Below are 22,110 nucleotides of genomic sequence, written 5' to 3' on the forward strand. Positions count from 1 at the left end.
CAGAACTCGCAGGAGCGAACCAGCTGGTTGCCCCGCTACCTGGCGATCTATAACCGCCTCAGGAAGCACTCAGCCCTGGGCTGGCGCTCGCCTCAGCAGCGGCTCTGTGAGCTGCTCTGCTGACGAACCTGGTGAGACACAACACCTAGACGGTGGGATGGCAGTCTCGTCGTCGCCTAGTTCAAGGGTCAGGGCATCGGGTGCCGCCGGGTGATGAGCGGCAATGGCCCCGCCGACGTCTCCAAGCCGTTGTTGGCCCAGGCTTGGCGCGCCATTGGGCCACGGCATATCAGTACCAGGTCTTACACGCCTAGAACCAACAGCAAAGCCGAGCGGTAGGGCTTCAGGCCGACTTCGTCTACATCCAGACCCTCTGCAGCGAGTGGGCCTACGCGATGGCGTTCCAGAACTCCGAGTCAAGGAACAGCTGGAAAGCCTCGCGATCTGGCGATCGATGACAGGCTGAGGAAGCACTTGGCTTTCGGCTGGCGCTCGCCTCAGCATCAGCTCGCAAAGCTGCTCCCCCGCCGGGCTTGGTGAGACATAGATTTAGCAACTGTGCCGGCAATTCGCTGGCTAGATCTGTGTTGGCTTTTTTGCGTGGGCATTCGTGTTTCTTATTGCCAGGGTGTTGGCGTTTGTGCCTGCAGTGGGTCCTCTGACTGGTTGTGAATTGGCTTGTAGGCAAGAAGTCGGAGACTTCGTCGCTGCGAGCGTTAAGGAATGCGGAGGGACGCTCCACGATTTCTCACTTGTTCAGGTTGGGGCTAAGAGGCTATCGGGCTTGGCCTTAGTCCTCGTAGATGGAGAAGAATACAAGAGCCCCCTTATCATTAAGCAGGAGCTCGGGACTCCATCATAAAATGGAAAGCGATATCTGCGCGATGCATTCTCTGAAAAAAAGGGGGGATGCGATTCGGGATATGTTCGAGTAGTCAAACTATAGTCTATCTATTCTTTTTGACATTTGGCCATTCAAACAGTCAAAATGGTGTCGATGAATTACCAGAGTGGCTCGTCCCTTAACGGTGCGCTCTCTGCCTGAGGAGCAGGTGTATACGCTGGCTTGGGCGTAGCTATCGGTGGTGCAGGGGCCGGTGCTTTGGGGGCAGGGGGTGGCGCCAATCCTTCTGATTGAGGCTGCGGGGCACGAGACGGTGGCGACAACGCTTCTGGTGGAGGTTGCGGGGCGTTAGGCCGTGGTTGATCAGAGGAGTCCGATTTGTTCTCAATGTCGCCTGATCGAAGCCCCTTAGAATCTTTTGCCCCTGAATCCTCCCTTTTTGTGCACAAGCCAAAAGGTTCACAAATAGCGGGCACTTTGAAAATCGCAACCCCCAAAATACCCATAAGGACTGCAAATAATAGAGGCTTCAGATTGGTATTCTTGACAAATCTGGGACTTGCCCCTGCATATCCTTCTTGAGGGGCATGGGTGTTAGAACCCTCTTTGCAGGCCTCGTCATCAGCGAAAATTGTTGATTCTTCGGACGCCGTTGATTCATATGAGTTCGTATCTTGCTGAAAAGCAGACGGGCCTGTTGACTGCTGAGGGCTTGAGGGGGGGGGGGATGATGCAGGCGAAGATGACTGACAACTGGCTATACCAAAATAACCTCGTACAAACGTTTCAGCCCGCTTCGCAAGGGATGGCGAAAGGCTACTTTGTGCGATCGACGTAAGTGAAGTGACCTGAGCAAGGTTGATGGGAGGGCGTTCGAGAAATAGCGATATATAGAGTGGGTCTCCGAACAAAAGCCGAAAAGCAGAAATGATCTCGTGGTCAGAACCGGCGAAATCGTTAAGAATCGCAAGTAGTTTTTGCTGGGTATCAGGACGAATCTTTTGGATGCATTCAGAAAAGTCTTGCCCTAGTCGATAATCTTTGTCCATGTCAATGGCATTTAGAGGATCCTAGCAAGTGGCCGCATTCCCTTGGCTGCCCCCCTCGGGGCACGGAAGTCCAGTGTCCAGGCCCCCTCGCGCCTGAGGCAGAAAGGATAACGCAACGGTGTGGTAAGATAGATCAAGATTGATAGTCTGTTGTGATCAAATACTCTTCGGTTCTCGGTGTCGCCGTAGTCCTTGCTTCACTCCCCGCCTCAGCCCAGAGTCCATACATAATCGTGGCAAAAGGCACGGAAGGGCTGATTAGGGCTTATGACCGGAGGGTGCGTGATGTGACATCTGTCATCCCATCATCTCCAGGAAGCTCAACAGCTTGTGGGAAGGTTGGCGATGGCAACCTGACGGCATTCTATTGTCCGGAGTCTCGAAGTATACACATTTCGGATAAAACACTACAAGCCGTGGGAAGTACTTATGGGCCAGAAGGTGTCGCCGTTATGGTTGCGCATGAATATGCACATGCCAGGCAGCACGCTGTCCAAGGTTTTACGCGAAACGTCATTTGGTCATCTGTTATTGATGAGGTCCAGGCGGACTGCGTAGCTGGGGTCTACATGAAAACCGCTACGCCAATGCCAATCTCAGATAAAATGGTCGAAACAGCTGCCAGTTTTCTTGAGAACATTGGTGACTATTTGCCTCTAGAGAAAGATTGGCATGGAACTCCTCAAATGAGAAAGACTGCATTTCTTCATGGATACAGAGAGGGTGCCCTCAGTTCTTGCGTGGCTTCTGATGATACCAATATCAATAAAGTAATACAAAAATCTTCAGACGCGCTTCAAAATCAATTTGATAATCCCCAAAGCGAGCTTAACAGACTTCTGAGATGGGGGAATAACGTGCTCAACAACTGAGCGTGATGCCATGACGATTACTATTAACGCTAGATTCGAAAGCGAGAAAGTTACGTTCACTATTGAGCCTGGCGAGTGGTCACTTGGACGCTCGCAGCAAGCGCATCTTCAAGTCCCATCACACTGGTCAATCGTCTCAGGCATTCAGCTACGTATCAGGCTCAATCATGACGGTAGCCTGCTAATCTGTGATGGCAATGGTAAAAAGGATAGCACAAATGGAACTCGCCTGAATAACCGCTATATCAGTTCATCACAATGGCAAGACTGGGAGCAGCAATCCGAACTGCAGATTGGCAGCAATCTTAGGTCAGCTATTAGGATTGAATGGCTCAGTGTTTTCAGAACTGAGCCGCCTTCACAGCTAGGCGGCGGAGAAATCACTATCGGCCGCTCTGAACAGTGTAGCGTTAGAATAGAAGGCCCTACTATTTCAAGAGTCCACTGCATCATCAAGAAGGTTAGCGGTCTTGATGTCATTGAAGATAAAAGCATCAATGGCATATATCTTAATGACAAGAGAGTCAAAAAGGCAGCCTCGTTGAGAGAAGGCGATCAAATCAAGGTCGGCACTTATGTCTTTGGCTGGATTGGGGGAAAGCTTCAGAAAGAGACTTCAGGTGCCAACTATAGAATTGATGTTCGAGACCTTTGGCTTCCTGGGCGGATTGCAGGGAGCAGTCTGTCGATTGAGCCTGGTCAGCTTGTGGCTTTTGTCGGAGGTAGTGGTGCGGGTAAATCCAGTTTGCTGACGACAATCGTTGGCCAGAACATGGACTATAGAGGAAATATCTACGTAAATGGCGGCGAACTTCGAGACTGCTACTCTTCCATAAAACAAGAAGTCGGCTTTGTCCCTCAAGATGATATTGTACACAAAGATCTTACGGTTGAGGAAGTACTGCGCTATTCCGCACGCCTTAAACTGCCCGATCCAGAGCAACGACGCAAGGGCGTCGAGCGTGTACTTAGCCAGCTGGAGATGACTCATCGTCGGTCTGCACGCGTCAAGGAACTCAGCGGTGGACAGCGCAAAAGAGTCAGTATTGGCGTTGAGCTTATTGCAGACCCTAGGATCCTATTTCTTGATGAGCCAACCTCTGGTTTAGATCCAGGTCTAGATAAAAGGATGATGCAGCTCCTGCGTCACCTCGCGGATAGTGGTAAGACGGTTGCTCTCGTTACGCATGCCACAAATAATGTGATGCTGTGTGACCAAGTTGTCTTTCTAGGGCGAGGGGGACATCTCTGTTATGCAGGTGCACCCGAAGAGTGTGCAAACTACTTTGGAGTCAAAGGAGACTTTGCTGATATCTATCAGTACCTTGAAAAGGATGACAGCGAGATTGCGGATCTTGCATCAAGATATCGGTCTTCATCTTCTAGTCGCCTGCCCAATCTGTGTACAAGTGGCAAGCCCAAAGTAGAGAGTACTTCTGTTGACTTTCAGGCAAGACTTCAGGCCTTTCCCTCGCAACTGAAGACACTAGTCTCCCGTGATATTAGGCTTCAGTCTAGGGACGTGACGTCTTTGGTCTTGAATGCTGTCACGGCGCCACTTGCTACAGTAATGATAGCTATCGCGGCCAATAATCGATCTATTTTCGCTGACTATGATGAGCTGACGGTTGGCATTTATCCTGATGCTTTGCGAATTCTCTTTGTGGTCGTCTGCTCGACTATATGGGTTGGGCTCTCGACCTCTCTCCAAACAATAGTAAAAGAGCGTTCAATATTCATCCGAGAACGGGCTTTTAACCTCCTTCCTGAGGCCTACCTGTTCTCCAAAACTCTTGTCATGCTTGGTCAGGCACTAGCACAAGCATTTTTAGTGGCAGCATCGGTTGTCTTCCTTTTTGATGCGCCTCAGTCTGTTGATAATTGGTTCCTAAGTCTTTGGCTTATCTTCTTTGCGACATTATTCTCCATAGGCTCTCAAGCCCTGCTTGTCTCAAGCCTCGTTCAGAATAGTCAGCAAGCAAGCAGTATTGCTCCCCTGCTCCTTATTCCTCAGCTCGTCTTCGGCGGCGTTCTCTTTATTCTTGGCGATGGTGCCAAGGATCTTTATTCTATTGTTACCAGCCGCTGGTCAATGCGTGCTCTTGGTGCTGTGACAGAGATCACGAACCTAATCCCTGGTGGCAGAGATGCTATTGATCACGTTTCTGGTGCTATCGACTACGAGCCCATTCGGAAGACAATCGTAGAATCTATGTCAGTTTTATCTGTTCAGGCTCTAATCCTAATCATTGCCACATTGCTGTCCCTCCTCTTTTACCCTCGCAATCGATGATGGATTTCAACCTCTATGTGTCTTTATGCATGCGAATCTCGTCATTCCGCGAAGCTATCGAGATTCAGCTTGAGCCCAATTATTCTCTATAGTTAACTCTGCTCTCTCTGAATCGATAGGGTTAACTACTAGGAGCTGCCCGTCAAGCAATAGTATACCGTAAGCGCTGTTGGCGCTGTCATCTTCATGGATTTTTTGCCTTGAGGGGGCACGTCGCTGTCGCTGGCTTTGTAGTGCCCTTCCTTTTAATATGATTGAGCGCAGAGTAGATGTTCTCAATCGCAATGCCAACTGAAACAGAATCCAGCTTTCTGCCTAGGCCTCCTTTCAACCTCCTGCCGTTGGAGTCGTGCCAGTCACCAGGCCATAGAGGATCACTATGCAGTGCATTGATTCCAATAAGTCGGTCATTATCAGAGAAGATTCCACCTCCACTCATTCCCTTTTCCACTTGGTTGCTGTAAGTTAGTGAATATCCTGATCCAAGTATCTTGCCTTTGAGAATGGGAACTGTAACGCCAGGTGTCTCTAAATAGGCATCTGTATCTGCCCTGTATCCAGTTGCTACTACGGGATTCACTGATGCGCTGTCTAGTTGATAATCCGGCACGGCATAAGGCTCGTCTTTTCTCAGCTGAGCAACGGAAATAAATGCGATGTCATCGTCAGTATATTCTGACTGGAATACACTGCCAGTTGCATCTCTTCCGTCTGAAAAGGCAATGCACACATCGCTAGACTCTCCAACTACATGCCGATTGGTTATTATCCACAGCCTCTTCTGCTTGTCCCTGATGATAATACCTGATCCTTTCTGGTCCCCGTTGATCACTTGTACTGTAATGGCGACACGAATGCTGCCGTTATATCTGCTGATCCTGCTCTTGTGCGAGTCTCCCCCTTTGCTGGCTATTGGTTGCTGGTCTGATGCGGTCTGAGGCCATCTATTGATGGCTACTGGCTCAGTCTGCTGGGTGGGCATAGCCAAAGCCAAAGAAGACAGTTGTGATGCCCCAGTGATAACTATGCTAGCGCCTGTGGTCAGTCTTTTGATGATGGAGCCATTGTAAAAGTGGCTTTGGCTACTGGTTTTGCTGGCGTGATGCATACAAGATAAACTCTTATTCTGCCGGATGACGAGATTGGTTGATGCTCAATGCTGAGAGCACCTCTCAACCGCTAGACGGACTTCGTCCACGAGTCTTCTCTCGCTATACTGAAGATAGCTGCTATTCCCTGTCTGCTCTAGTATCCTATTGTAGGCAAGGGACTTTTTGAAGTCGGCGGCTTTTCTGCTGACTAGGCTTCCTAATGCGTAATAAGCTGGATCGACTCCTTCTGTTCTCTTGGTAATGGTCTGACTTGAGGATGCTTTGGATAGGTCGGGAAGAGAGCTGAAAAAAGTGTAATAGTATGCCTTGGACATCTCAATGCAATATTTCTGAATTCCACCTTTCTCTGCTCGCTCTAGCTCTTCTAGTAGCTGATCGCTTAGAGATGAGTTAGTCATGATCTCATGAACTCTTTTGATTGAAGCACGGCCAGCTTCTGCTGCCAATGCTTTCTCATCGATTTGTTGACCCATCTGACTGGGTCTCGATACGGCAGCAAGAATTGCTGCGATTGGGATGCCTAATGCCTTGCCAGTTCTTATCGACTGTCCTGCCGAAGACATTATGCTATCAGATCTTCCGTGCATCCCGACAACCATTCCGAGTTCATCGAGAATGGGACCTCCTGAAAATCCTATCTGCGTTTGTGCTCCGTAGAGCAGGCTATATCCATCCTGAATCGATGTAGGACTGCCTAGATAAGTTCCGCTCCTTGAGTCAAGTCGACTCGCTGTATTACCACTGGATACCGGAAATCCCCATACTCTCAGTATTTGGTTTGGATTGGGTGAACTGCCCGAAATCTCAAGAGGGAGTACGCTTTCTGGGGTTCTCTGGATAATGATAACAGCAGAATCGATCCCGCTAAGTGGGACTTGCTGCTTTAATGGAATCTCTAGTTTGCCCCCATCCGGTAGGTTGAGGATGACTTGCTCGCCAGATGCGCCTAAAACATGTTTGGCTGTGACGAATAAGATCTTATCTCCTATCTTCAGGAAAAAGCCGCTTCCGGGTTCTGCCTGGTTTTGTATCTGAACAACGGATCTAGACGGTTCTTGCGCATGCAGTCCTGGCGACAGCAGAAATAGAATGCCTGCCGCTCTGATTGCGTGAGAACAAATCTGTGACAGTCTTCTGATCATGTTAGAGTAAGAGAAGGCTCTGATCACCAGTCGTTTAGCTTGTCCCCGGTTGTCATTGCAGGCATATTCTCGGTCTTGCCTACGCCCAGGTATTCGTTGATGTCGATATATGTTCTGTCGCCCGTTTCATTGAGTGGGCCAGTCGCTTTTCTTTGGATGCCAAAGAGCCTATTGAGTGTCTGTGTCGGATTCTGACCCGGCTTCAGCGTGTAAACAAGGCCTGAGCAGCGATCCCCTTTATTTAAGGCAACGCAGATCACGTGCATGCCATTCATTTTGCCAGTCGTTAGGTAGCGGAGCTGATTTCTATTGTTGTATTCAGTAAACCTGCTGGAAACTTCCTGGCATCGTCTTTCAGGTGTCCAGCCATCATCGGTGAAAACGCTGGATGTCCAGCGAATCATTGCCACTTCTTTGCCGCTGGACATGTTGGCTACAGTTGTAGGCACTCCTGAGGCACTTGTGCACGTGAAGTACTGAGCTTTGGCTTGTGCTTGCTGGGGTGCGAATACTTGGCTGCAAAAAGCTGCGCAGACAGCTAGGCCTGTACTGCCTAGTGTCAGGAGGGACGCATTCAGGGGTGTTCTCATTCGATCTGATTGCTGAGTCGTGGCTGTGTGGGTCTATGTCTATTCTGTTTGCCGACCTTAGAAGGAGTCAATTTGCTTGGCAGTAGAGCCCTTCGTTGAGTCTACTCTGAGAGAGGCTCCGTTGTCGGCAATTGCATAGGTGAGTGGCTTGGGGCTGCGAGAAAGGTAAGTGTTTCCTTCCGCCTTGTACTTTGCGGCGGACGCTCTGTCGATAAAATCACGGTAGGATTGAATCCGTCCCGGAATCTGTGGGTTGCTGGGGTCGGGCTCAGCCTTTGGATCGCGACTGATGACGTCCAAGTAGCGAATGCAACCTTTAGGATCACGCCCTGCTCGCGCGAGGTAAACAAAGGCATCCTCATCCGCTTCCTTCTCGATGCGTGCAGCTGTTTCCGCTATCCGCTTGTTCAGTTCCGCTTCTTTCTCGGCGATCATCTTGGCTGTCGCTCTGTCTGTATTTGTATTGACTGCGCTCTGGATTCCACCGGTGTTGACGCCCAATACTCCTCCAAGGATTCCAAGGCCCATGCCCCATCCCCTTTTGCTGTTTTCATTGGATTGGGCGGCAGCAGTGGCTTCCTCCTGGATCTGTTTTCTCATGGCTGCTTGCTCGCCAGGGCCAATGGCATTGTGCTTGCGCACATGATGAGAAATCTCTCGACCCACCATGCAAGCCAAGGCGTCGGCGTCTCCCGAGAGTTGGCTCATTGCAGGCCTGGGAACAACAATCAGATTGGCCTCGTCTGCAAAGCCATTGAGGGCATATTCTTCTGAAACCTTGACTCTCCAGCTTCCGCTAGCGATGTCATTCGCGCGCGCGAGTTTGTCGACAATGCGGTAGAGGATATAGTAGTCAGGGGTTAGGGCTTGTTTCGCTGCTTCGAAAAACTTATCTGTTGGTTTCTGCTGCGCAAGGGCGCGCTCGCCGTAAAGGCCGGCGCCCACTGTGGCGCTTACGGTCATGGCAAACGCTACCCATTTCTTCATGGAAATATTTAGAAAAAAGGAAATCTACACATGTGGCTTTTATTGTGTCAACTGTTATGCGAAAGTCGCATAAGACTGTGTCGTCCTTCTCTCTCCCCGCTCATCCCGGGGTGTCTGGGGCGTTGAATGGGCATCTAGTCCCTGGAGTTTGGCGATCTCATGCTCCTAGCGGTTTCGATGCGGTGTTGTGCCTCGCACGCGTCTGATCGTCTCGAGTGGATGTGGTTTGTAAGCCTGGGGGCCAGTTGCCACGATTCTCCCGCCGACCTGAACCACGTCGGCCTTGTGGTCGCCCGCTCGCCCCAGTTGGCCAACGTGGCGGCCGCAGGACGTGTATCTGGACCACAGCAGCTGGGCGGGGCTGCCCCACAAGTTCGAGGCGGGCACACCGGCCATCGGCGAGGTGATCGATGGCCTGCGGTTCCTCGGCCCCACGCCGGAGCAGCAGCCCGACCGCGGTGCCCTGGCCGCCTTCACGGTGGAGGGTCTGCATGCCAACGACATGGCGGAGCTGCTCGATGCGGCCGGCATCTGCATCCGCAGCGGCCACCACTGCACCCAGCCCCTGCACCGCCACTACGGCCTGAGTGCCAGCGCCCGCGCCAGCCTCAGCTTCACCACCAGCTTCGAGGAGATCGACCGCTTCGCCGAGGAGCTGAAGGGCACGATCGGGTTCCTGCGGGAGCACAGCTGAGCGCTCTGCCGTGAAGCTGTTTCTGGTGGTGCTCGGCGGTCGCACCAGCCTCAGTACCATTGAGCTGCACGATGTGCGCTTCGTAGTGGGTGACTCGATCGAAGCCACCTTCCCCGAGCTGCGCCGCCAGTGGTTCGGCGAGCTCCGGGGCCTGCACCTCGACAGCTACCTGGAGGTGCGTTGCATCGACGGCTTCCAGGTGGCCCTGCGCCCCGAGCCGTTCGAGGGCCCCGAGCGCCTCTGGTTCGTGAATCTGGGGGCCTATGACCCCGAGCAACTGGCAGAGCTGCACCGCTTCGGCCTGGTGGTGGCCGCGACTCCCCAGGCCGCGAAGGCCCGCGCCAAGCGGCGCTGGCTGGTGGGGGCGGAGCAGCAGCACAAGGATGATCTCTGCGCCGTGGACGACTGCCTGGCCCTGGAGGCGGTGCAGCCGTGGCACGTGCACCTGATCCCCGAACCCGATGGACGCAGCCAGCCGATGCGACCGGACTGGTATGGCTACCGTCGCATCGACCGGCCCACCCCGTCTCCGGGGCCCAGCGTGGGCTGACTCCCCCCATGACCCTCGCGGCTTCAGAGGCCTGCTGCCACCGCCTGGCCGGCGTGCTCTTCCCCTGGGATGTGACCCGCGCCCTGGAGCTGGCCCTGCTGAAGACCTTCTGCGTTCCCGCGATCTCGGGCCTGCTGGCGCACACCGGGGAATTCGAGCAGCGGCCCCGCAAGCGCTACGACGACACGGGCCTGATGGTGGCCGAGCTGCTGCGCCACGGGCTGGACAGCGGAGCCGGGGCGGCGGTGATCGCGCGCATGAACCGGATCCACGGCCACTACGCCATCGACAACGAGGACTTCCTCTACGTGCTCTCCAGCTTCGTGGCCGAGCCGATCCGCTGGCTGGAGCGCTACGGCTGGCGTCCGCTGACGGCCGAGGAGCGGGAGCACCTGTTCCGCTTCTGGCGGGCCGTAGGCGAGCGGATGGGGATCACGGCGATCCCGGCCAGCCTGGCGGAGCTGCTGGCCCTCAACGCGCGGGTGGAGCGGGAGGTCTTCCGCTACGCGGAGACCAACCACCGGATTGCGGAGGCGACGCTGGCGATGCTGCTGGACGACTGGCCGGCGCCGCTGCGGCCGCTGCTGCGCCGATCCCTGCACTCCCTGCTGGCTGGCGACGGGGCCGGCTGCCTCGGCTGGCCCGCGGCGCCGGGCCTGCTGCAGGGTCTGGTGCTGGTGGCGCTGCGCACCCGCAGCCGGTTCGCCGGCAGCTGGCTGCAGCTGCGGCGGGCCCTGGTGGGCGAACCCACGCCATGCTTCTACTCCCAGCGCCCCACGCCGAGCTACGGCCACTCCTTCCGTCTGGACCAGCTGGGCCCACCGCCGCTGCTGGCGCACCTGAACCGGCCGGAGTGAGCCCCGAGCACCCCTGACCCAGCCCAGTCCCTGAGTTCCTGCCGATGGTTTCCGTTGCGACCCCTGCGAGGCGTCTCGCCCGGCTGATGGCCCCGATCACGCTGCTGCTGCCCCTGGCGAGCGGCTGCGGGCCGAAGCCCGGCTGGCCGGTGCAGGAGCTGCCCGAGGCGGGGCTGCCCCGGCTCACGGAGGCCGAGCTGGCGGATTGCGAGACCCGGCTCCGGGCCGAGCTGGGCCTGACCAAGGAGTTGCCCCGGCCCGCCGATCCCACGAACTTCGGTGAGCGGCAGCCCGAGGATGGGTTCGGTCGGCCCGTGCCCCACCAGCCGGCGCTGATCGTGCTGCACGAAACGGTGGTCTCGGCGCCGGCCACGGTGCGGCTGTTCCAGACGCCCCACCCGAAGGACGACGACCAGGTGAGCTACCACCTGCTGATCGACCGTGCGGGCCAGCGGCTGCGGATCGTTCCGGATGACCAGCGGGCCTATGGAGCTGGAATGTCGGCCTTCGGCGACTGGACGGTGCGGATCCGGCCGACGTCGCTGGGGTCGATCAACAACGTGGCGCTGCACCTCAGCCTGGAAACCCCCGCCGATGGCCGCGGCGACCAGGACGCCCACTCCGGCTACACGCCGGCCCAGTACGGCGCGGCGGCGGCCCAGGTGCTGCTCTGGCAGGCGCGCCACGGCATCCCGCTGAGCCGGCTCACCACCCATGCCGCCACCGACCGCAGCCACTCCCGCTACGACCCACGCAGCTTCCGCTGGGAGCGCTTCCTGCCGGCCTACCGCCAGGCGGCGACCCTGTGCAATCTCCGGGCCTACGACACCGGGCGGGCAACCTATTGAGCGGCATTGCCACCACCTCCAGTCGCAGGGTTGCACCATCAATTCTCTTCACGGTTGCGATCAGCAGTGGCAGTCAGGCGCTGAGGGAGGCGATGGCCGATCTGGTGCTGGAGGATGTCGCTGCCTCATCCGACTTCAAGGAGCAGATCAGGCTGAAGCTCGGCCGAATGCTCGCCATCGCCGTTGATGGGCCCGGCCTGCCTCCCGCCGAGGCGAGTGGCGCCTCGGTGGACGCGCGGGGCATGGCGTCGTCTGCATCCCCGGTGAGGGGCGGCGTGGTCACCCTGACCAGAGCCGTGGATCTGTGGGACTCGGCCCCGAACGGCCAGCGGCCAGGCCGCATGACCGGCCGTGTGGCCAAAGGGTCCAGGGTCGTGATCGATGACATCAGGAGCATTCCCCTCCAGGGTGCTGCCGATGCCGTGTGGGCCAGGATCAAGGTTCGCGGTGAATCGCCGCTGGCCCGTCGGGCTGGCCAGCTCCGTGTTCCGTCCCGCTGGGGATGCCGATGAGGGCCAGCGATGATGGGGGATTGGTCCCATCGCGTCCCATGAACATCGACGGCCAGGCCTGGCGCACCATCTGGCTGGAGGAGGGCGGCCGCTCGATCGGCGTGATCGACCAGACCCAGCTGCCCCACCGCTTCACCACCCGCTCGATCGCCACGCTTGATCAGGCGGCCGAGGCGATCCGCCCGATGGTGGTGCGCGGTGCCCCGCTGATCGGCGTCACCGGGGCCTACGGCCTGATGCTGGCCCTGCAGGCCGATCCCGGCGATGCCGCCCTGGCGGCGGCGTTTGAGCAGCTCAACGCCACCCGGCCCACGGCGGTGAACCTGCGCTGGGCCCTGGAGCGGGTGCGCGACCGGGTGGCGTCCCTGCCCCCGGCGGAGCGGGCCGAGGCGGCCAAGGCCGAAGCGGCCGCCATCGCCGATGAGGACGTGGCCATGTGCGAGGCCATCGGCGCGCACGGGCTGGCGCTGTTCCAGCAGCTGGCGGCGGCCCGCCCGGCCGAGTGCCAGGGGCAGCCGTTCAACGTGCTCACCCACTGCAATGCCGGCTGGCTGGCCACCGTCGACTGGGGCACGGCCCTGGCGCCCATCTACAAGGCCCACCGCGCCGGCCTCCCCATCCACGTGTGGGTGGATGAGACCCGGCCCCGCAACCAGGGCGCCAGCCTCACCGCCTACGAGCTGGGCCGCGAGGGGGTGCCCCACACCGTGATCGTCGACAACGCCGGTGGCCACCTGATGCAGCACGGCCAGGTGGATGCGGTGATCGTGGGCACCGACCGCACCACCCGCACGGGCGATGTGTGCAACAAGATCGGCACCTACTTGAAGGCCCTGGCCGCCCACGACAACGGCGTCCCCTTCTATGTGGCCCTGCCCGCCTCCACCATCGACTGGTCGATCGCCGACGGCGTGGCCGAGATCCCGATCGAGGCCCGCAGCGCCGAGGAGGTGACCGACCTCCAGGGCCGCAGCCCCGACGGCGCCATCACCACGGTGCAGCTCACCCCCGATGGCAGTCCCGGCTTCAACCCCGCCTTCGATGTGACCCCGGCCCGGCTGGTGACGGCGCTGATCACCGAGCGGGGTGTGGCTTCGGCCAGCGAGGCGGGGCTCCAGGCGCTCTACGCCGGGTGAGGGGAAGGGGGCTGCTCAGAGGGTCGGGCTGAGCAGATTGAGGCGCTCGCCGGAGTTGTCGGGCTGGAGGGTCAGGGTCGAGTAGGTCCAGCGGCGGCCGGTCTGGCGGGCCTCCACAAACAGGGTGCCGCGGCCCCTGGACCCCTGCAGGGGAATGGCCAGCCTGGCCTGGCCCGTGCCACCGGAGCGGTTGAGGCTGGCGGACATCAGCCAGCCGGCGCTGATCGGCCGGCCCAGCCGGCTGATCACCACGGGATCCGCCTGGGCCCGGGCCAGGGCCTGCCGGTAGGGCGTGGCCGATTGGAGCAGTCCGAACACGGCGCCCACGATCAGGGCGATGAGGCCCACCACCCCGCCCACCGCCGTGAGGCAGACAGCCGGCACCACCCAGCGCCAGTTGCGGCCCCACCAGTCGGGAGGTGGCTTGCTGTCCATGGCGTCACTCTCGCAGCGGCGTGGATCTGCCTGGAACCCGGCGCCCTCCGGCGGCAGCCACTGCCGGCGTGCCGCCACCGAGAACAGGCGCTGCCGGCTGTAGACCCGCAGGGGGAAGCCCACGTCGGCCAGGGGGGAGGCCAGCAGGGCCGCGGCCGCGGCCGGCCGTTGGCTGGGAGCCAGCGCCTGCAGCACCCCGAAGCCGCTCAGCTCGGCCTGGATCGCCTCGAGATAGAAGCGCGTGAGGGTCTCGTGGTACCCGCTGTGGTCGGTGTTGGCCACGCCCACGGCCGTGTTGTAGCGGCGGATCCGCTGGCGCAGCAGCTGCAGGGCCTGGTCGGCCGGATACCGCTGCAGGTGCCAGAGCCCCACGAGCAGGTGGGCCCGGTGGCTCCAGCGCGCGCGGGGCAACGTGCCGCGGAGGAAGCCCTGCACCCGCTCCTCGATGGCCTCGGCCGTGGTGTCGGGCGCCTCGGCTCCCGGACCGTGCGCCAGCGGATCGGCCATGGCGGCAGCCCTCAGCGCATCCGGAAGCGCTCGCGGTGCACCAGCTGCCCAGCGGCGGAGATCTCCAGCCGAACGAGGCCTGGCACCCAGTCGCCCTTCGACCGGCGCAGCGTGACCACCACCACCGGCAGGGCACCCGGTGCGATCGCGGCGCTGGCGATCACCGGCTCGCCCTTGATCCTGTCCATGGTCTCGGCGATCCACACGCCCCGGTTGCGGCTGGCGTGCACCCCACCGTCATTCCCCCTGTCCCTCCCGTCGGATCTCCTGCCTGAGCTGCTCCAGCTCCCGCCGCAGCTCCTCCAGGCCCTGGCGGGAATCCTCTGCCTCCCGCTCCCTCAGGACCCGCTCCTCGCGCTGGTAGCCCCCCAGGGCCTTGAACATCAGGCCGCCGCCGCCCGCCACCATCACCACCAGGGCCAGCAGGCTCCAGAGGCTGGTGGGGCGGAAGCTGAACAGCAGGCTCTGCAGCACCGCCACCGCCAGCGCCGCCGCCGACGCCCACAGCAGAAACCAGCCCAGCCGCCGGTAGACGTCCGCCAGCAGCAGCGCCACGCCGATCCCGAAGGGAAGCATCAGCAGGCCGAAGCCCGGGCCGGCGCCCCTGGTGAAGACGCCCCCGAACCAGCCGCCCAGGCCCCGACCGAAACCGCCGCCGGCGTAGCCGCCCCCCATCCCGAAGCCGCCCAGACCCGTGCCCACCATCACCTGGTTGGTGAACAGGAAGACGCCGGCGGCGAACAGGGCCCCGCCGATCAGGAACAAGAGGAAATCCTGGGCCGGTTGGCGGCTCATCGGCACTCCACTCCTTTGCGGATGCTGGGCAGAGGCGCGGCCCCTGTCAATCGCGTGGCCCCCGCCACTCCCGCACCAGCACCCGGGCGGTGGCAAACAGCAGCAGAGCCAGGGCGATCAGCAGCACCCGCAGGCCCAGGTAGGTCTCGGGCCGGATCCGGCAGGGCACCGTCACGCTCAGCAGCGTCACCACCCGCACCACGGTCTGGACCGTGAGACAGACGCCGTCCTCGACGATCTCGCCCAGGTGCAGACCCGTGGCCACCAGCCCGGCGATCACACCCAGGGCGCCGAGGCTCAGCAGCCCCACCAGCAGCCGGCGGGCCTGCCGGGGCCCCATCAGATCCGTGGGCAACAGCAGCGCCAGCCCCACCAGGATCAGTCCCCCCAGCAGCAGCGTCTCCAGCGGCGGCCCGCGGCTGCGCCGAGTCTGGGCGGCCCAGGGCGGCACGGCAGCCCTCGGCCCGTAGCCTCGCCGAACCCCCACCGCCCCGGCGCCGCCCATGCCCGCCCTGAACCGCTGGTCGGAGGCCGATGCCGCCGCCGCCATCGCCCACTACGGCGCCCAGGGCATCGGCGCCGACCTGGCCCTGCGCACCTACTCGGCCCGCCTGCTGGGCGCCGACCCGGAGCTGGTGCTGCACGGCGGCGGCAACACCTCGGTGAAGACCACCGTGACGGGTCTGCTGGGCGAGACGATCCCGGTGCTGTGCGTGAAGGGTTCCGGCTGGGACCTGGCCACGATCGAACCCCCGGGCCACCCGGCCGTGCGGCTCGAACCGCTGCAGGCCCTGCGCGCCCTGCCGGCCCTCAGCGATGAGGCGATGGTGGCGGCCCAGCGCCAGAACCTGATCGATCCGGCGGCCCCCAACCCCTCGGTGGAGGCACTGCTGCACGCCTTCCTGCCCCACAAGTTCGTCGACCACACCCACTCGATCGCCCTGCTGGCCCTGGCGGACCAGCCCGATGCCGAGGCCCTCTGCCGCGCCGTGTACGGCGAGCGGGTGGCGCTGGTGCCCTACGTGATGCCCGGCTTCGACCTGGCCCTGGCCGCCGCCTGCGCCTATGAGGAGGCCGAGGCGCGCGCCCGCGCCGCCGGCGTGGAACTCGAGGGCATGGTGCTTCTGCAGCACGGCCTGTTCTCCTTCGGCGCCACGGCGAAGCAGAGCTACGAGCGGATGATCGCCCTGGTGCGGCAGGCCGAGGAGCGCATTGCCCAGGCGCGCAGCGCGCAACCCCCGGGCCAGCCGGCGGCGGTGCCGGAGCCCGTCGCTGGGGCGGCGGCTGTGCTGCCGATCCTGCGGGGGGCCCTGGGCCGGGCCGCCGAGGCCGAGGCGGCCCCGGCCCGCTGGCTGCTGGCGCTGCGCGGCACCCCCCTGGCGCTCTCGGTGGTGAACGATCCGCGCCTGCCCGACTGGGCCCGCCGCGGCGTCGCCACCCCCGACCACGTGATCCGCACCAAGGCCTTCCCGCTGGTGCTGCCGCCCCCGCCGGCCGCCGCCGCGCCCGAGGCCCTGGCCGGCTGGGCCGCCGCCGTGGAGCAGGCCCTGGCGGCCTACATCGCTGCCTATCAGGCCTACTTCGCCCGCCAGAACGCCCGCGTGGGCGGGATCAAGAAGCCGCTCGATCCGCTGCCGCGGCTGGTGGCGATCCCGGGGCTGGGGCTGGTGGGCCTCGGCAAGTCGGCGGCCGAGGCGGCCGTGGTGGCGGATGTGGCCGAGGCCTGGGCCCAGACCCTGCTGGCCGCCGAGGCCGTGGGCCGCTTCGCGCCGGTGAACGAGCCCGACACCTTCGACATGGAGTACTGGAGCCTGGAGCAGGCCAAGCTCGGTAAAGGCGCGGAGAAGCCCCTGGCCCGCCAGGTGGTGCTCGTCACCGGCGGCGCCGGCGCCATCGGCGCCGCCACGGCCCGGGCCTTCGCGGCCCAGGGCGCCGAGGTGGCCGTGCTCGATCGCGATGGCGAAGCGGCGGCCGCGGTGGCCGCCGGCTGCGGCAAGCACGCCCTGGGCCTCGCCGGCGACGTGACCGATCCGGCCGCCGTGGGGGCCGCCGTCGCGGCCGTGACGGCCCGCTTCGGCGGCCTCGACATCGTGGTGAGCAACGCCGGCGCCGCCTGGACCGGCCCCATCGCCGAGCTGCCCGACGCCGAGCTGCGGGCCAGCTTCGAACTCAACCTGTTCGCCCACCAGGCGGTGGCCCAGGCGGCCGTGGCCGTGTTCCGGGCCCAGGATTCCGGCAACCCCGCCGCCGCCGCGGACCGGCCGCTGCTGGGCGGCCAGCTGCTGTTCAACGTCAGCAAGCAGGCCCTCAACCCCGGCCCCAACTTCGGCGCCTACGGCATCGCCAAGGCGGCCCTGCTGGCCCTGATGCGCCAGTACGCCCTGGAAGGGGGCGCCGAGGCCATCCGCGCCAACGGCATCAACGCCGATCGCATCCGCTCCGGCCTGCTCGACGACGCCATGATCCGCGAGCGCTCCGCCGCCCGCGGCGTCAGCGAGGCGGTGTACATGGCCGGCAACCTGCTGGGCCGGGAGGTGCGCGCCGCCGATGTGGCCGACGCCTTCGTGGCCCTGGCGACGCTGGAGCGCAGCACCGGCGCCCTGCTCACCGTGGATGGCGGCAACGTCGCCGGCATGGTGCGCTGAGCAGAGCGTTCGGGTCGCCGCCCCCTTTGCTCAGCGACGGCCCAGCCACAGCCCCAGGCTGATCCACACCAGCACCAGGCCGAAGCAGAGGCCCGTCCAGGCCGGCAGCCCCCAGCCGTCCACCACCAGGGGCGCTACCACGGTGATCACCCCCCCGGCCAGCAGGGGTTGCAGCAGCAGCTGCTTGATCGAGAAGGCCGTCACCGCCTCGCTGCGGTCGTCGGGATCGGCCATGCGCAGCAGCAGCAGGCCGCTGGCCGCCACGCCCGTGGCCTGGCCGAATTCCAGGATCGCCCGCTCGAACCAGTCCGCGGGCAGGATCCGCGGCGCGAGCAGCAGCACCACCGCCAGGTTCCACAGCAGGCCCGCCAGGGCCAGCACCGTGAGGGGGAGCCAGTCGGCGGCCAGCAGCCCCAGATCCAGGCAGGCCGTGGCCGCCGTGATCAGCAGGTCGGCCGAGATCGTGCCGACCATCGCCTGGATCGGCGTGGACACCCAGCGGGTCTGGCCGCTCTTTTCCAGCACCAGGCGCACCAGCAGCGAGCCCACCAGCGCCAGGGGGAACACCGGCAGCGCATCGATCACCAGGGCGAAGCCCCCGCCGCTGCCTGCGGATGCCCAGCGCAGCGCCTCCAGCAGGCCGCAGCCGATCAGCACCGCCACCCCGACCAGGGCCAGGTTCACGGCCCAGTCGGCGGCCTGGCGCCACGCGGCCGGCACCTCCACCGTGCCCTCCTCCAGGGGCGGGCCGGTGGGGATCGCCTCCAGGGGCGGGGTGACCTCGGCCACCGTCTCCATGGCCTCCGGCAGCGGGATCGCTGCGCCGAAGCTGAGCCAGCCCCGCCCGCGGGCCAGCACCACCACCAGGCCCCCCACCACGGTGGAGGCCAGCAGCCCCACGGTGGCCATCGCCAGCCCGAGGGCCTGGCCGCCCTCGAGGCCCAGGCGCTCGTAGGTGGGGCCCATGGCCGCAGCCGAGCCATGGCCGCCCTCGTAGGCCACTTCGATCAGCACCGCCAGCACCGGGCTCATCCCCAGCCAGGGCTGCAGCACCAGCAGCACCACCAGGCCGCCCACCAGGAACTGGCCGAAGGCGAGGGTGAGGGCCAGCAGCACCTGGGCCGAGAGGGGCCGCCACAGTCCGCCGAGCTTCGGCAGCGGCTTGCCCAGCAGCAGGGAGCCGAACACCAGGGTCAGCAGCGGCAGGGGCAGCTGGTCCCAGACGGCCATCACCGGTTCAGCCAGCAGGGGCAGCGGGCCCGCCGGGGCCAGCAACAGGCCGAGGGAGCCGGCGAGCAGGGCCTCCGGAATCCCCCACTGCTTCAGGCCCAGCGCGCCGCCGAGGCGGCGGCCCACCAGCACCAGCAGGGTCAGGGCGGCCAGGGCCAGCAGCAGGGTGACGGCGGGGGCGGCCCAGGCGGGGAGGGCGGCAAGGAGGTGGGTCAAAGCTGGAAGTGCCGGCGGAAGAAGGCCTCGGTGGCCTCGAGCACCTGGATCTGGGTGGCGCTGCTGCGAAAGCCGTGGCCCTCCTCGGCAAACAGGTGCACCTCCACCGGCACGCCGTTGCGGCGCAGGGCCTCCGCCATGCGCTCGGTCTGCTCCGGCGGCACCACCGTGTCCTCGAGGCCCTGGAAGAAGATCACGGGCGCCTGAATCCGCTCCGCATGCTGCAGGGGTGAGCGCTCCGCATAGGTGGCCGCCGCTGCGGGCCAGGGGCCCACCAGGCCGTCAAGGTAGCGGGCCTCGAAGCGGTGCTCATCGTGCTGGGCCAGGGCCGCCAGGTCGGTCACGGCGTAGCGGCACCCCCCGGCCCGGAACACGTCGGTGAAGCAGAGCGCCGCCAGCACCGTGAAGCCGGCGGCGCTGCCCCCCTCGATCGCGATCCGCCCCGCTGCGGCCCGGCCGGCCTCCACCAGGGCCCGGGCCGCGGCGGCGCAGTCGGCCACGTCCACCACGCCCCACTGGCCGTCGAGCCGCTCGCGGTAGGCGCGGCCGAAGCCGGTGGAGCCGCCGTAGTTCACATCCACCACGCCCCAGCCCCGGCTAGTCCAGAACTGGATCGCCGGGTTCAGGCCCGTGCGGGCCATGGCGGTGGGGCCGCTGTGGCCCTTCACCAGCAGCGGCGCCTGGGGGTTGGCGCCGCCGGCGGGGGGGTAAAACCAGGCGTGGGTGGGCCGGTCGCCGTGGCCCGGGAACCAGAGCGGCTGTGGCTGGCTGATGGCCTCCGGGGCCAGCGGGGCGGCGGCCGCGGGGGTGTGGGTCCAGGCGCCCGTGGTCAGCTCCAGCTCCAGCAGGCCCGGCGGGCTGGTGGGACCGCTGGCCACGCAGGCCAGCCGGCCGTTCTCCGCCGTCAGGTAGGCCAGATCGTCGAAGGGGATCGGGATCGGCTGCCAGCGGGTAGGAGGCGTGTCGGGAGCGGCCTGGATCGTCGCGGGGCCCGGCTGCTCCCGCTCCGTTGACGGGTCCAGGGCGATGCGCCCCAGCTGCCAGCGGCCCTCCTGGCAGGCGATGGCGAGCAGCTGCCGGCCGTCCCAGGCGTGGGTGGCCATGCCGAACACCCACTGGGGCATGGCGAAGTCCGCCGGCATCGGCAGCATCGGCCGCCAGGCGGGCCCGGGGGAGGCGGCATCGGCGGAGGCCCCGCTGGCTCCTGGGGCCTCGCTGGCGTCGCCGCCTGTGGCGCCGCGGGCCTCAGCGCCCGCCAGGCACTCCAGATTCCACCAGCCGCTGCGGTCGTTGGCCACCACCAGCGCGGCGGCGCCGTCGGTTTCGATCCAGAGGGGCTGAAACACCGAGAGGGCCTCGCCCTGGGCGCTGCCGGCGCCGGCCACCAGCTCCGGGCGCTCCAGGGCGCCGCCGGCTCCGAGCCGCGCCAGCCACAGCTGGCTGCGCTGCCAGGGCATCCAGGGCTGCTGCCACTCCAGCCAGGCCAGGTGTGTGCCGGAGGGACTCAGCGCCGGGTAGCCGCAGAAGTCGGCCGCGGCGTGCAGGGGCTCGGGCTGGCCTCCGGCGAGGGGCACCGCCACCAGCTGGTCACGCCCCTCCAGCTCCAGCACGCCGATCCAGCGCCGCCGGGGCCCGTCGATCAGGCCGCCGCCGAAGGCTGCGTCGTCCGTGCGGGGTTCGGTGAGGCGCCGGGGGGCGCCCGCCGCCCCGTCCGGCGCCAGGTCCAGGGCCCAGAGGCAGCGGTCGCCGTCGTGCACGAACACGGCGATGGTGGCGTCTGTTCTTTCAGCGCCTGTCTCGGGCTCCGCCGCCAGCCGGCCCAGGGCGCAGGCCCCGCCGCCGTAGCCGTGCACCCGGCTGCGCAGGTTCCAGTCGCCGGGGGTGAGTTCCTCGGCCGCGGCGTCCACCGGAGCGCCGGCCCGGCGCCGCTGCAGGGTGGTGCGGCCCTTCTCCTGGGGCCGTTGCTCCTGCCAGTAGAGGAAGCCCCCCAGCAGCTGGGGTTCCTTCAGGCTTGGCGTGCGGCCCACCACCGCGGCGGCCGGCAGCGGCGCAACTGGATGGGGAGCGGCGGATGGGGACGTGGGATCCGGCATGGCGGTGGGCGGACTCCCGGGGGCTGGGCTCACCGACTCTCCTGGGGGGTGACTTCTAGAATCGCTTCACGCCTGAACGATGAGGGTCCGTGGCCAGCAGCTTCGCCAAGTTGGCGCGTTCCGCCGAGCTCTCGGGGCGCCTGCAGGTGTCCAAGGACCCCGTCGACAACCCTCCCTACGACATTCACCAGCTGGGGGATGCCGTGCTGCGCACCCCGGCCCGGCGCATCGGCAAGGTGGATGAGGCCGTGCGCAGCCTCGCCCGCGACATGCTCGTGAGCATGTACGCCGCCCGTGGCATCGGCCTGGCCGCCCCCCAGATCGGCGTGCACCAGCAGCTGCTGGTGATCGACCTGGAGCTGGAGGACGCCGCCAGCCCGCCGCTGGTGCTGATCAACCCCGAGATCACCGGCGTGGGCGGCACGATCTGCACCTACGAGGAGGGCTGCCTCAGCATTCCCGGCGTCTACCTCGACGTGGTGCGTCCCAGCGTGGTGGAGGTGTCGTTCCGCGATGAGATGGGCCGGCCCAAGCGCCTCAAGGCCGATGGCCTGATGGCCCGCTGCATCCAGCACGAGATGGATCACCTCAACGGCGTGCTGTTCGTCGATCGCGTCACCGATGACGCGAAGCTGCGCGAGGGTCTGAGCGAGAAGGGCTTCGACCGCGCCGACGTCCGCCCCATCGCCTGAGCCGGAGACTT

At 63.7% G+C, this 22,110-nt stretch carries 19 protein-coding genes and 1 pseudogene; 10 read left to right on the plus strand and 10 right to left on the minus strand.

Annotation, left to right across the window (positions count from 1 at the left end; translation table 11 throughout):
- Nucleotides 1-2,126 precede the first annotated feature (2,126 nt).
- Both ACLV7J_RS13525 and ACLV7J_RS13530 read left to right on the plus strand, forming a co-directional pair.
- Nucleotides 2,127-2,765, plus strand: a complete 639-nt coding sequence (locus tag ACLV7J_RS13525) for a neutral zinc metallopeptidase (RefSeq protein ID WP_411869602.1) — start codon at nucleotides 2,127-2,129, stop codon at nucleotides 2,763-2,765.
- Nucleotides 2,766-2,775: 10 nt separating this feature from the next.
- Complete coding sequence (locus ACLV7J_RS13530; protein WP_411869603.1) at nucleotides 2,776-5,058, plus strand: ATP-binding cassette domain-containing protein; 2,283 nt, start codon at nucleotides 2,776-2,778, stop codon at nucleotides 5,056-5,058.
- A 184-nt stretch (nucleotides 5,059-5,242) separates the two neighbouring features.
- Here ACLV7J_RS13530 and ACLV7J_RS13535 read toward each other — a convergent pair whose 3' ends face one another.
- From ACLV7J_RS13535 to ACLV7J_RS13550, 4 genes are all read right to left on the minus strand, one after another.
- Nucleotides 5,243-6,040 (minus strand): serine protease, encoded by a 798-nt coding sequence (locus tag ACLV7J_RS13535; protein ID WP_411869604.1) that lies wholly within the window; start codon nucleotides 6,038-6,040, stop codon nucleotides 5,243-5,245.
- A 171-nt stretch (nucleotides 6,041-6,211) separates the two neighbouring features.
- Nucleotides 6,212-7,339: a serine protease gene (locus ACLV7J_RS13540; protein ID WP_411869605.1), complete on the minus strand. Its 1,128-nt coding sequence runs from the start codon at nucleotides 7,337-7,339 to the stop codon at nucleotides 6,212-6,214.
- Complete coding sequence (locus tag ACLV7J_RS13545; RefSeq protein ID WP_411869606.1) at nucleotides 7,336-7,902, minus strand: COP23 domain-containing protein; 567 nt, start codon at nucleotides 7,900-7,902, stop codon at nucleotides 7,336-7,338. The genes ACLV7J_RS13540 and ACLV7J_RS13545 overlap by 4 nt, the downstream gene beginning before the upstream one ends.
- Nucleotides 7,903-7,959: 57 nt before the next feature.
- Complete coding sequence (locus ACLV7J_RS13550) at nucleotides 7,960-8,865, minus strand: M48 family metalloprotease (RefSeq protein WP_411869607.1); 906 nt, start codon at nucleotides 8,863-8,865, stop codon at nucleotides 7,960-7,962.
- Between the two features lie 349 nt (nucleotides 8,866-9,214).
- Here ACLV7J_RS13550 and ACLV7J_RS13555 point away from each other — a divergent pair.
- The 6 genes and pseudogenes from ACLV7J_RS13555 to mtnA form a co-directional block, all read left to right on the plus strand.
- A pseudogene (locus ACLV7J_RS13555) lies at nucleotides 9,215-9,583 on the plus strand (aminotransferase class V-fold PLP-dependent enzyme); the annotation flags it as partial.
- A 10-nt stretch (nucleotides 9,584-9,593) separates the two neighbouring features.
- Complete coding sequence (locus ACLV7J_RS13560; RefSeq protein ID WP_411869608.1) at nucleotides 9,594-10,133, plus strand: DUF1543 domain-containing protein; 540 nt, start codon at nucleotides 9,594-9,596, stop codon at nucleotides 10,131-10,133.
- An 8-nt stretch (nucleotides 10,134-10,141) separates the two neighbouring features.
- Nucleotides 10,142-10,990 (plus strand): oxygenase MpaB family protein, encoded by an 849-nt coding sequence (locus ACLV7J_RS13565; protein ID WP_411869609.1) that lies wholly within the window; start codon nucleotides 10,142-10,144, stop codon nucleotides 10,988-10,990.
- Between the two features lie 86 nt (nucleotides 10,991-11,076).
- Nucleotides 11,077-11,838, plus strand: coding sequence for a peptidoglycan recognition family protein (locus ACLV7J_RS13570; protein ID WP_411869610.1), 762 nt, complete (start codon nucleotides 11,077-11,079; stop codon nucleotides 11,836-11,838).
- Between the two features lie 92 nt (nucleotides 11,839-11,930).
- Nucleotides 11,931-12,350, plus strand: coding sequence for a hypothetical protein (locus ACLV7J_RS13575; RefSeq protein ID WP_411869611.1), 420 nt, complete (start codon nucleotides 11,931-11,933; stop codon nucleotides 12,348-12,350).
- A gap of 38 nt (nucleotides 12,351-12,388) precedes the next feature.
- Nucleotides 12,389-13,486: an S-methyl-5-thioribose-1-phosphate isomerase gene (gene mtnA / locus ACLV7J_RS13580; protein WP_411869612.1), complete on the plus strand. Its 1,098-nt coding sequence runs from the start codon at nucleotides 12,389-12,391 to the stop codon at nucleotides 13,484-13,486.
- Between the two features lie 15 nt (nucleotides 13,487-13,501).
- On the opposite strand, the gene ACLV7J_RS13585 is transcribed toward mtnA, so the two are convergent.
- Genes ACLV7J_RS13585 through ACLV7J_RS13600 form a run of 4 tightly spaced genes read right to left on the minus strand, consistent with a single transcriptional unit; the run spans nucleotide 13,502 to nucleotide 15,674 of the window.
- Nucleotides 13,502-14,428, minus strand: a complete 927-nt coding sequence (locus ACLV7J_RS13585) for a cytochrome c oxidase assembly factor Coa1 family protein (RefSeq protein WP_411869613.1) — start codon at nucleotides 14,426-14,428, stop codon at nucleotides 13,502-13,504.
- An 11-nt stretch (nucleotides 14,429-14,439) separates the two neighbouring features.
- Nucleotides 14,440-14,658, minus strand: coding sequence for a hypothetical protein (locus tag ACLV7J_RS13590; protein ID WP_411869614.1), 219 nt, complete (start codon nucleotides 14,656-14,658; stop codon nucleotides 14,440-14,442).
- A 7-nt stretch (nucleotides 14,659-14,665) separates the two neighbouring features.
- Complete coding sequence (locus ACLV7J_RS13595; protein ID WP_411869615.1) at nucleotides 14,666-15,223, minus strand: hypothetical protein; 558 nt, start codon at nucleotides 15,221-15,223, stop codon at nucleotides 14,666-14,668.
- A gap of 46 nt (nucleotides 15,224-15,269) precedes the next feature.
- The gene (locus tag ACLV7J_RS13600) at nucleotides 15,270-15,674 is read right to left on the minus strand and encodes a hypothetical protein (protein ID WP_411869616.1); all 405 of its coding nucleotides are present in this window, start codon (nucleotides 15,672-15,674) and stop codon (nucleotides 15,270-15,272) included.
- 52 nt (nucleotides 15,675-15,726) lie between these two features.
- Here ACLV7J_RS13600 and ACLV7J_RS13605 point away from each other — a divergent pair, with 52 nt between their 5' ends.
- A complete protein-coding gene (locus ACLV7J_RS13605; RefSeq protein ID WP_411869617.1) occupies nucleotides 15,727-17,868 on the plus strand; it encodes a bifunctional aldolase/short-chain dehydrogenase in 2,142 nt (713 codons plus the stop codon).
- A 30-nt stretch (nucleotides 17,869-17,898) separates the two neighbouring features.
- Here the strand turns inward: ACLV7J_RS13605 and ACLV7J_RS13610 are convergent, their stop codons facing one another.
- Nucleotides 17,899-19,314, minus strand: a complete 1,416-nt coding sequence (locus ACLV7J_RS13610; protein ID WP_411869618.1) for a sodium/glutamate symporter — start codon at nucleotides 19,312-19,314, stop codon at nucleotides 17,899-17,901.
- A complete protein-coding gene (locus ACLV7J_RS13615; RefSeq protein WP_411869619.1) occupies nucleotides 19,311-21,407 on the minus strand; it encodes a prolyl oligopeptidase family serine peptidase in 2,097 nt (698 codons plus the stop codon). The genes ACLV7J_RS13610 and ACLV7J_RS13615 overlap by 4 nt, the downstream gene beginning before the upstream one ends.
- An 89-nt stretch (nucleotides 21,408-21,496) precedes the next feature.
- On the opposite strand from ACLV7J_RS13615, the gene def reads away from it, so the two are divergent.
- On the plus strand, nucleotides 21,497-22,099 hold the full coding sequence (def, locus tag ACLV7J_RS13620) for a peptide deformylase (RefSeq protein ID WP_411869620.1): 603 nt from the start codon (nucleotides 21,497-21,499) through the stop codon (nucleotides 22,097-22,099).
- The last annotated feature ends 11 nt before the right edge of the window (nucleotides 22,100-22,110 follow it).

This window comes from Vulcanococcus limneticus LL (assembly GCF_943369875.1).
Lineage (GTDB): Bacteria > Cyanobacteriota > Cyanobacteriia > PCC-6307 > Cyanobiaceae > Vulcanococcus > Vulcanococcus limneticus_A.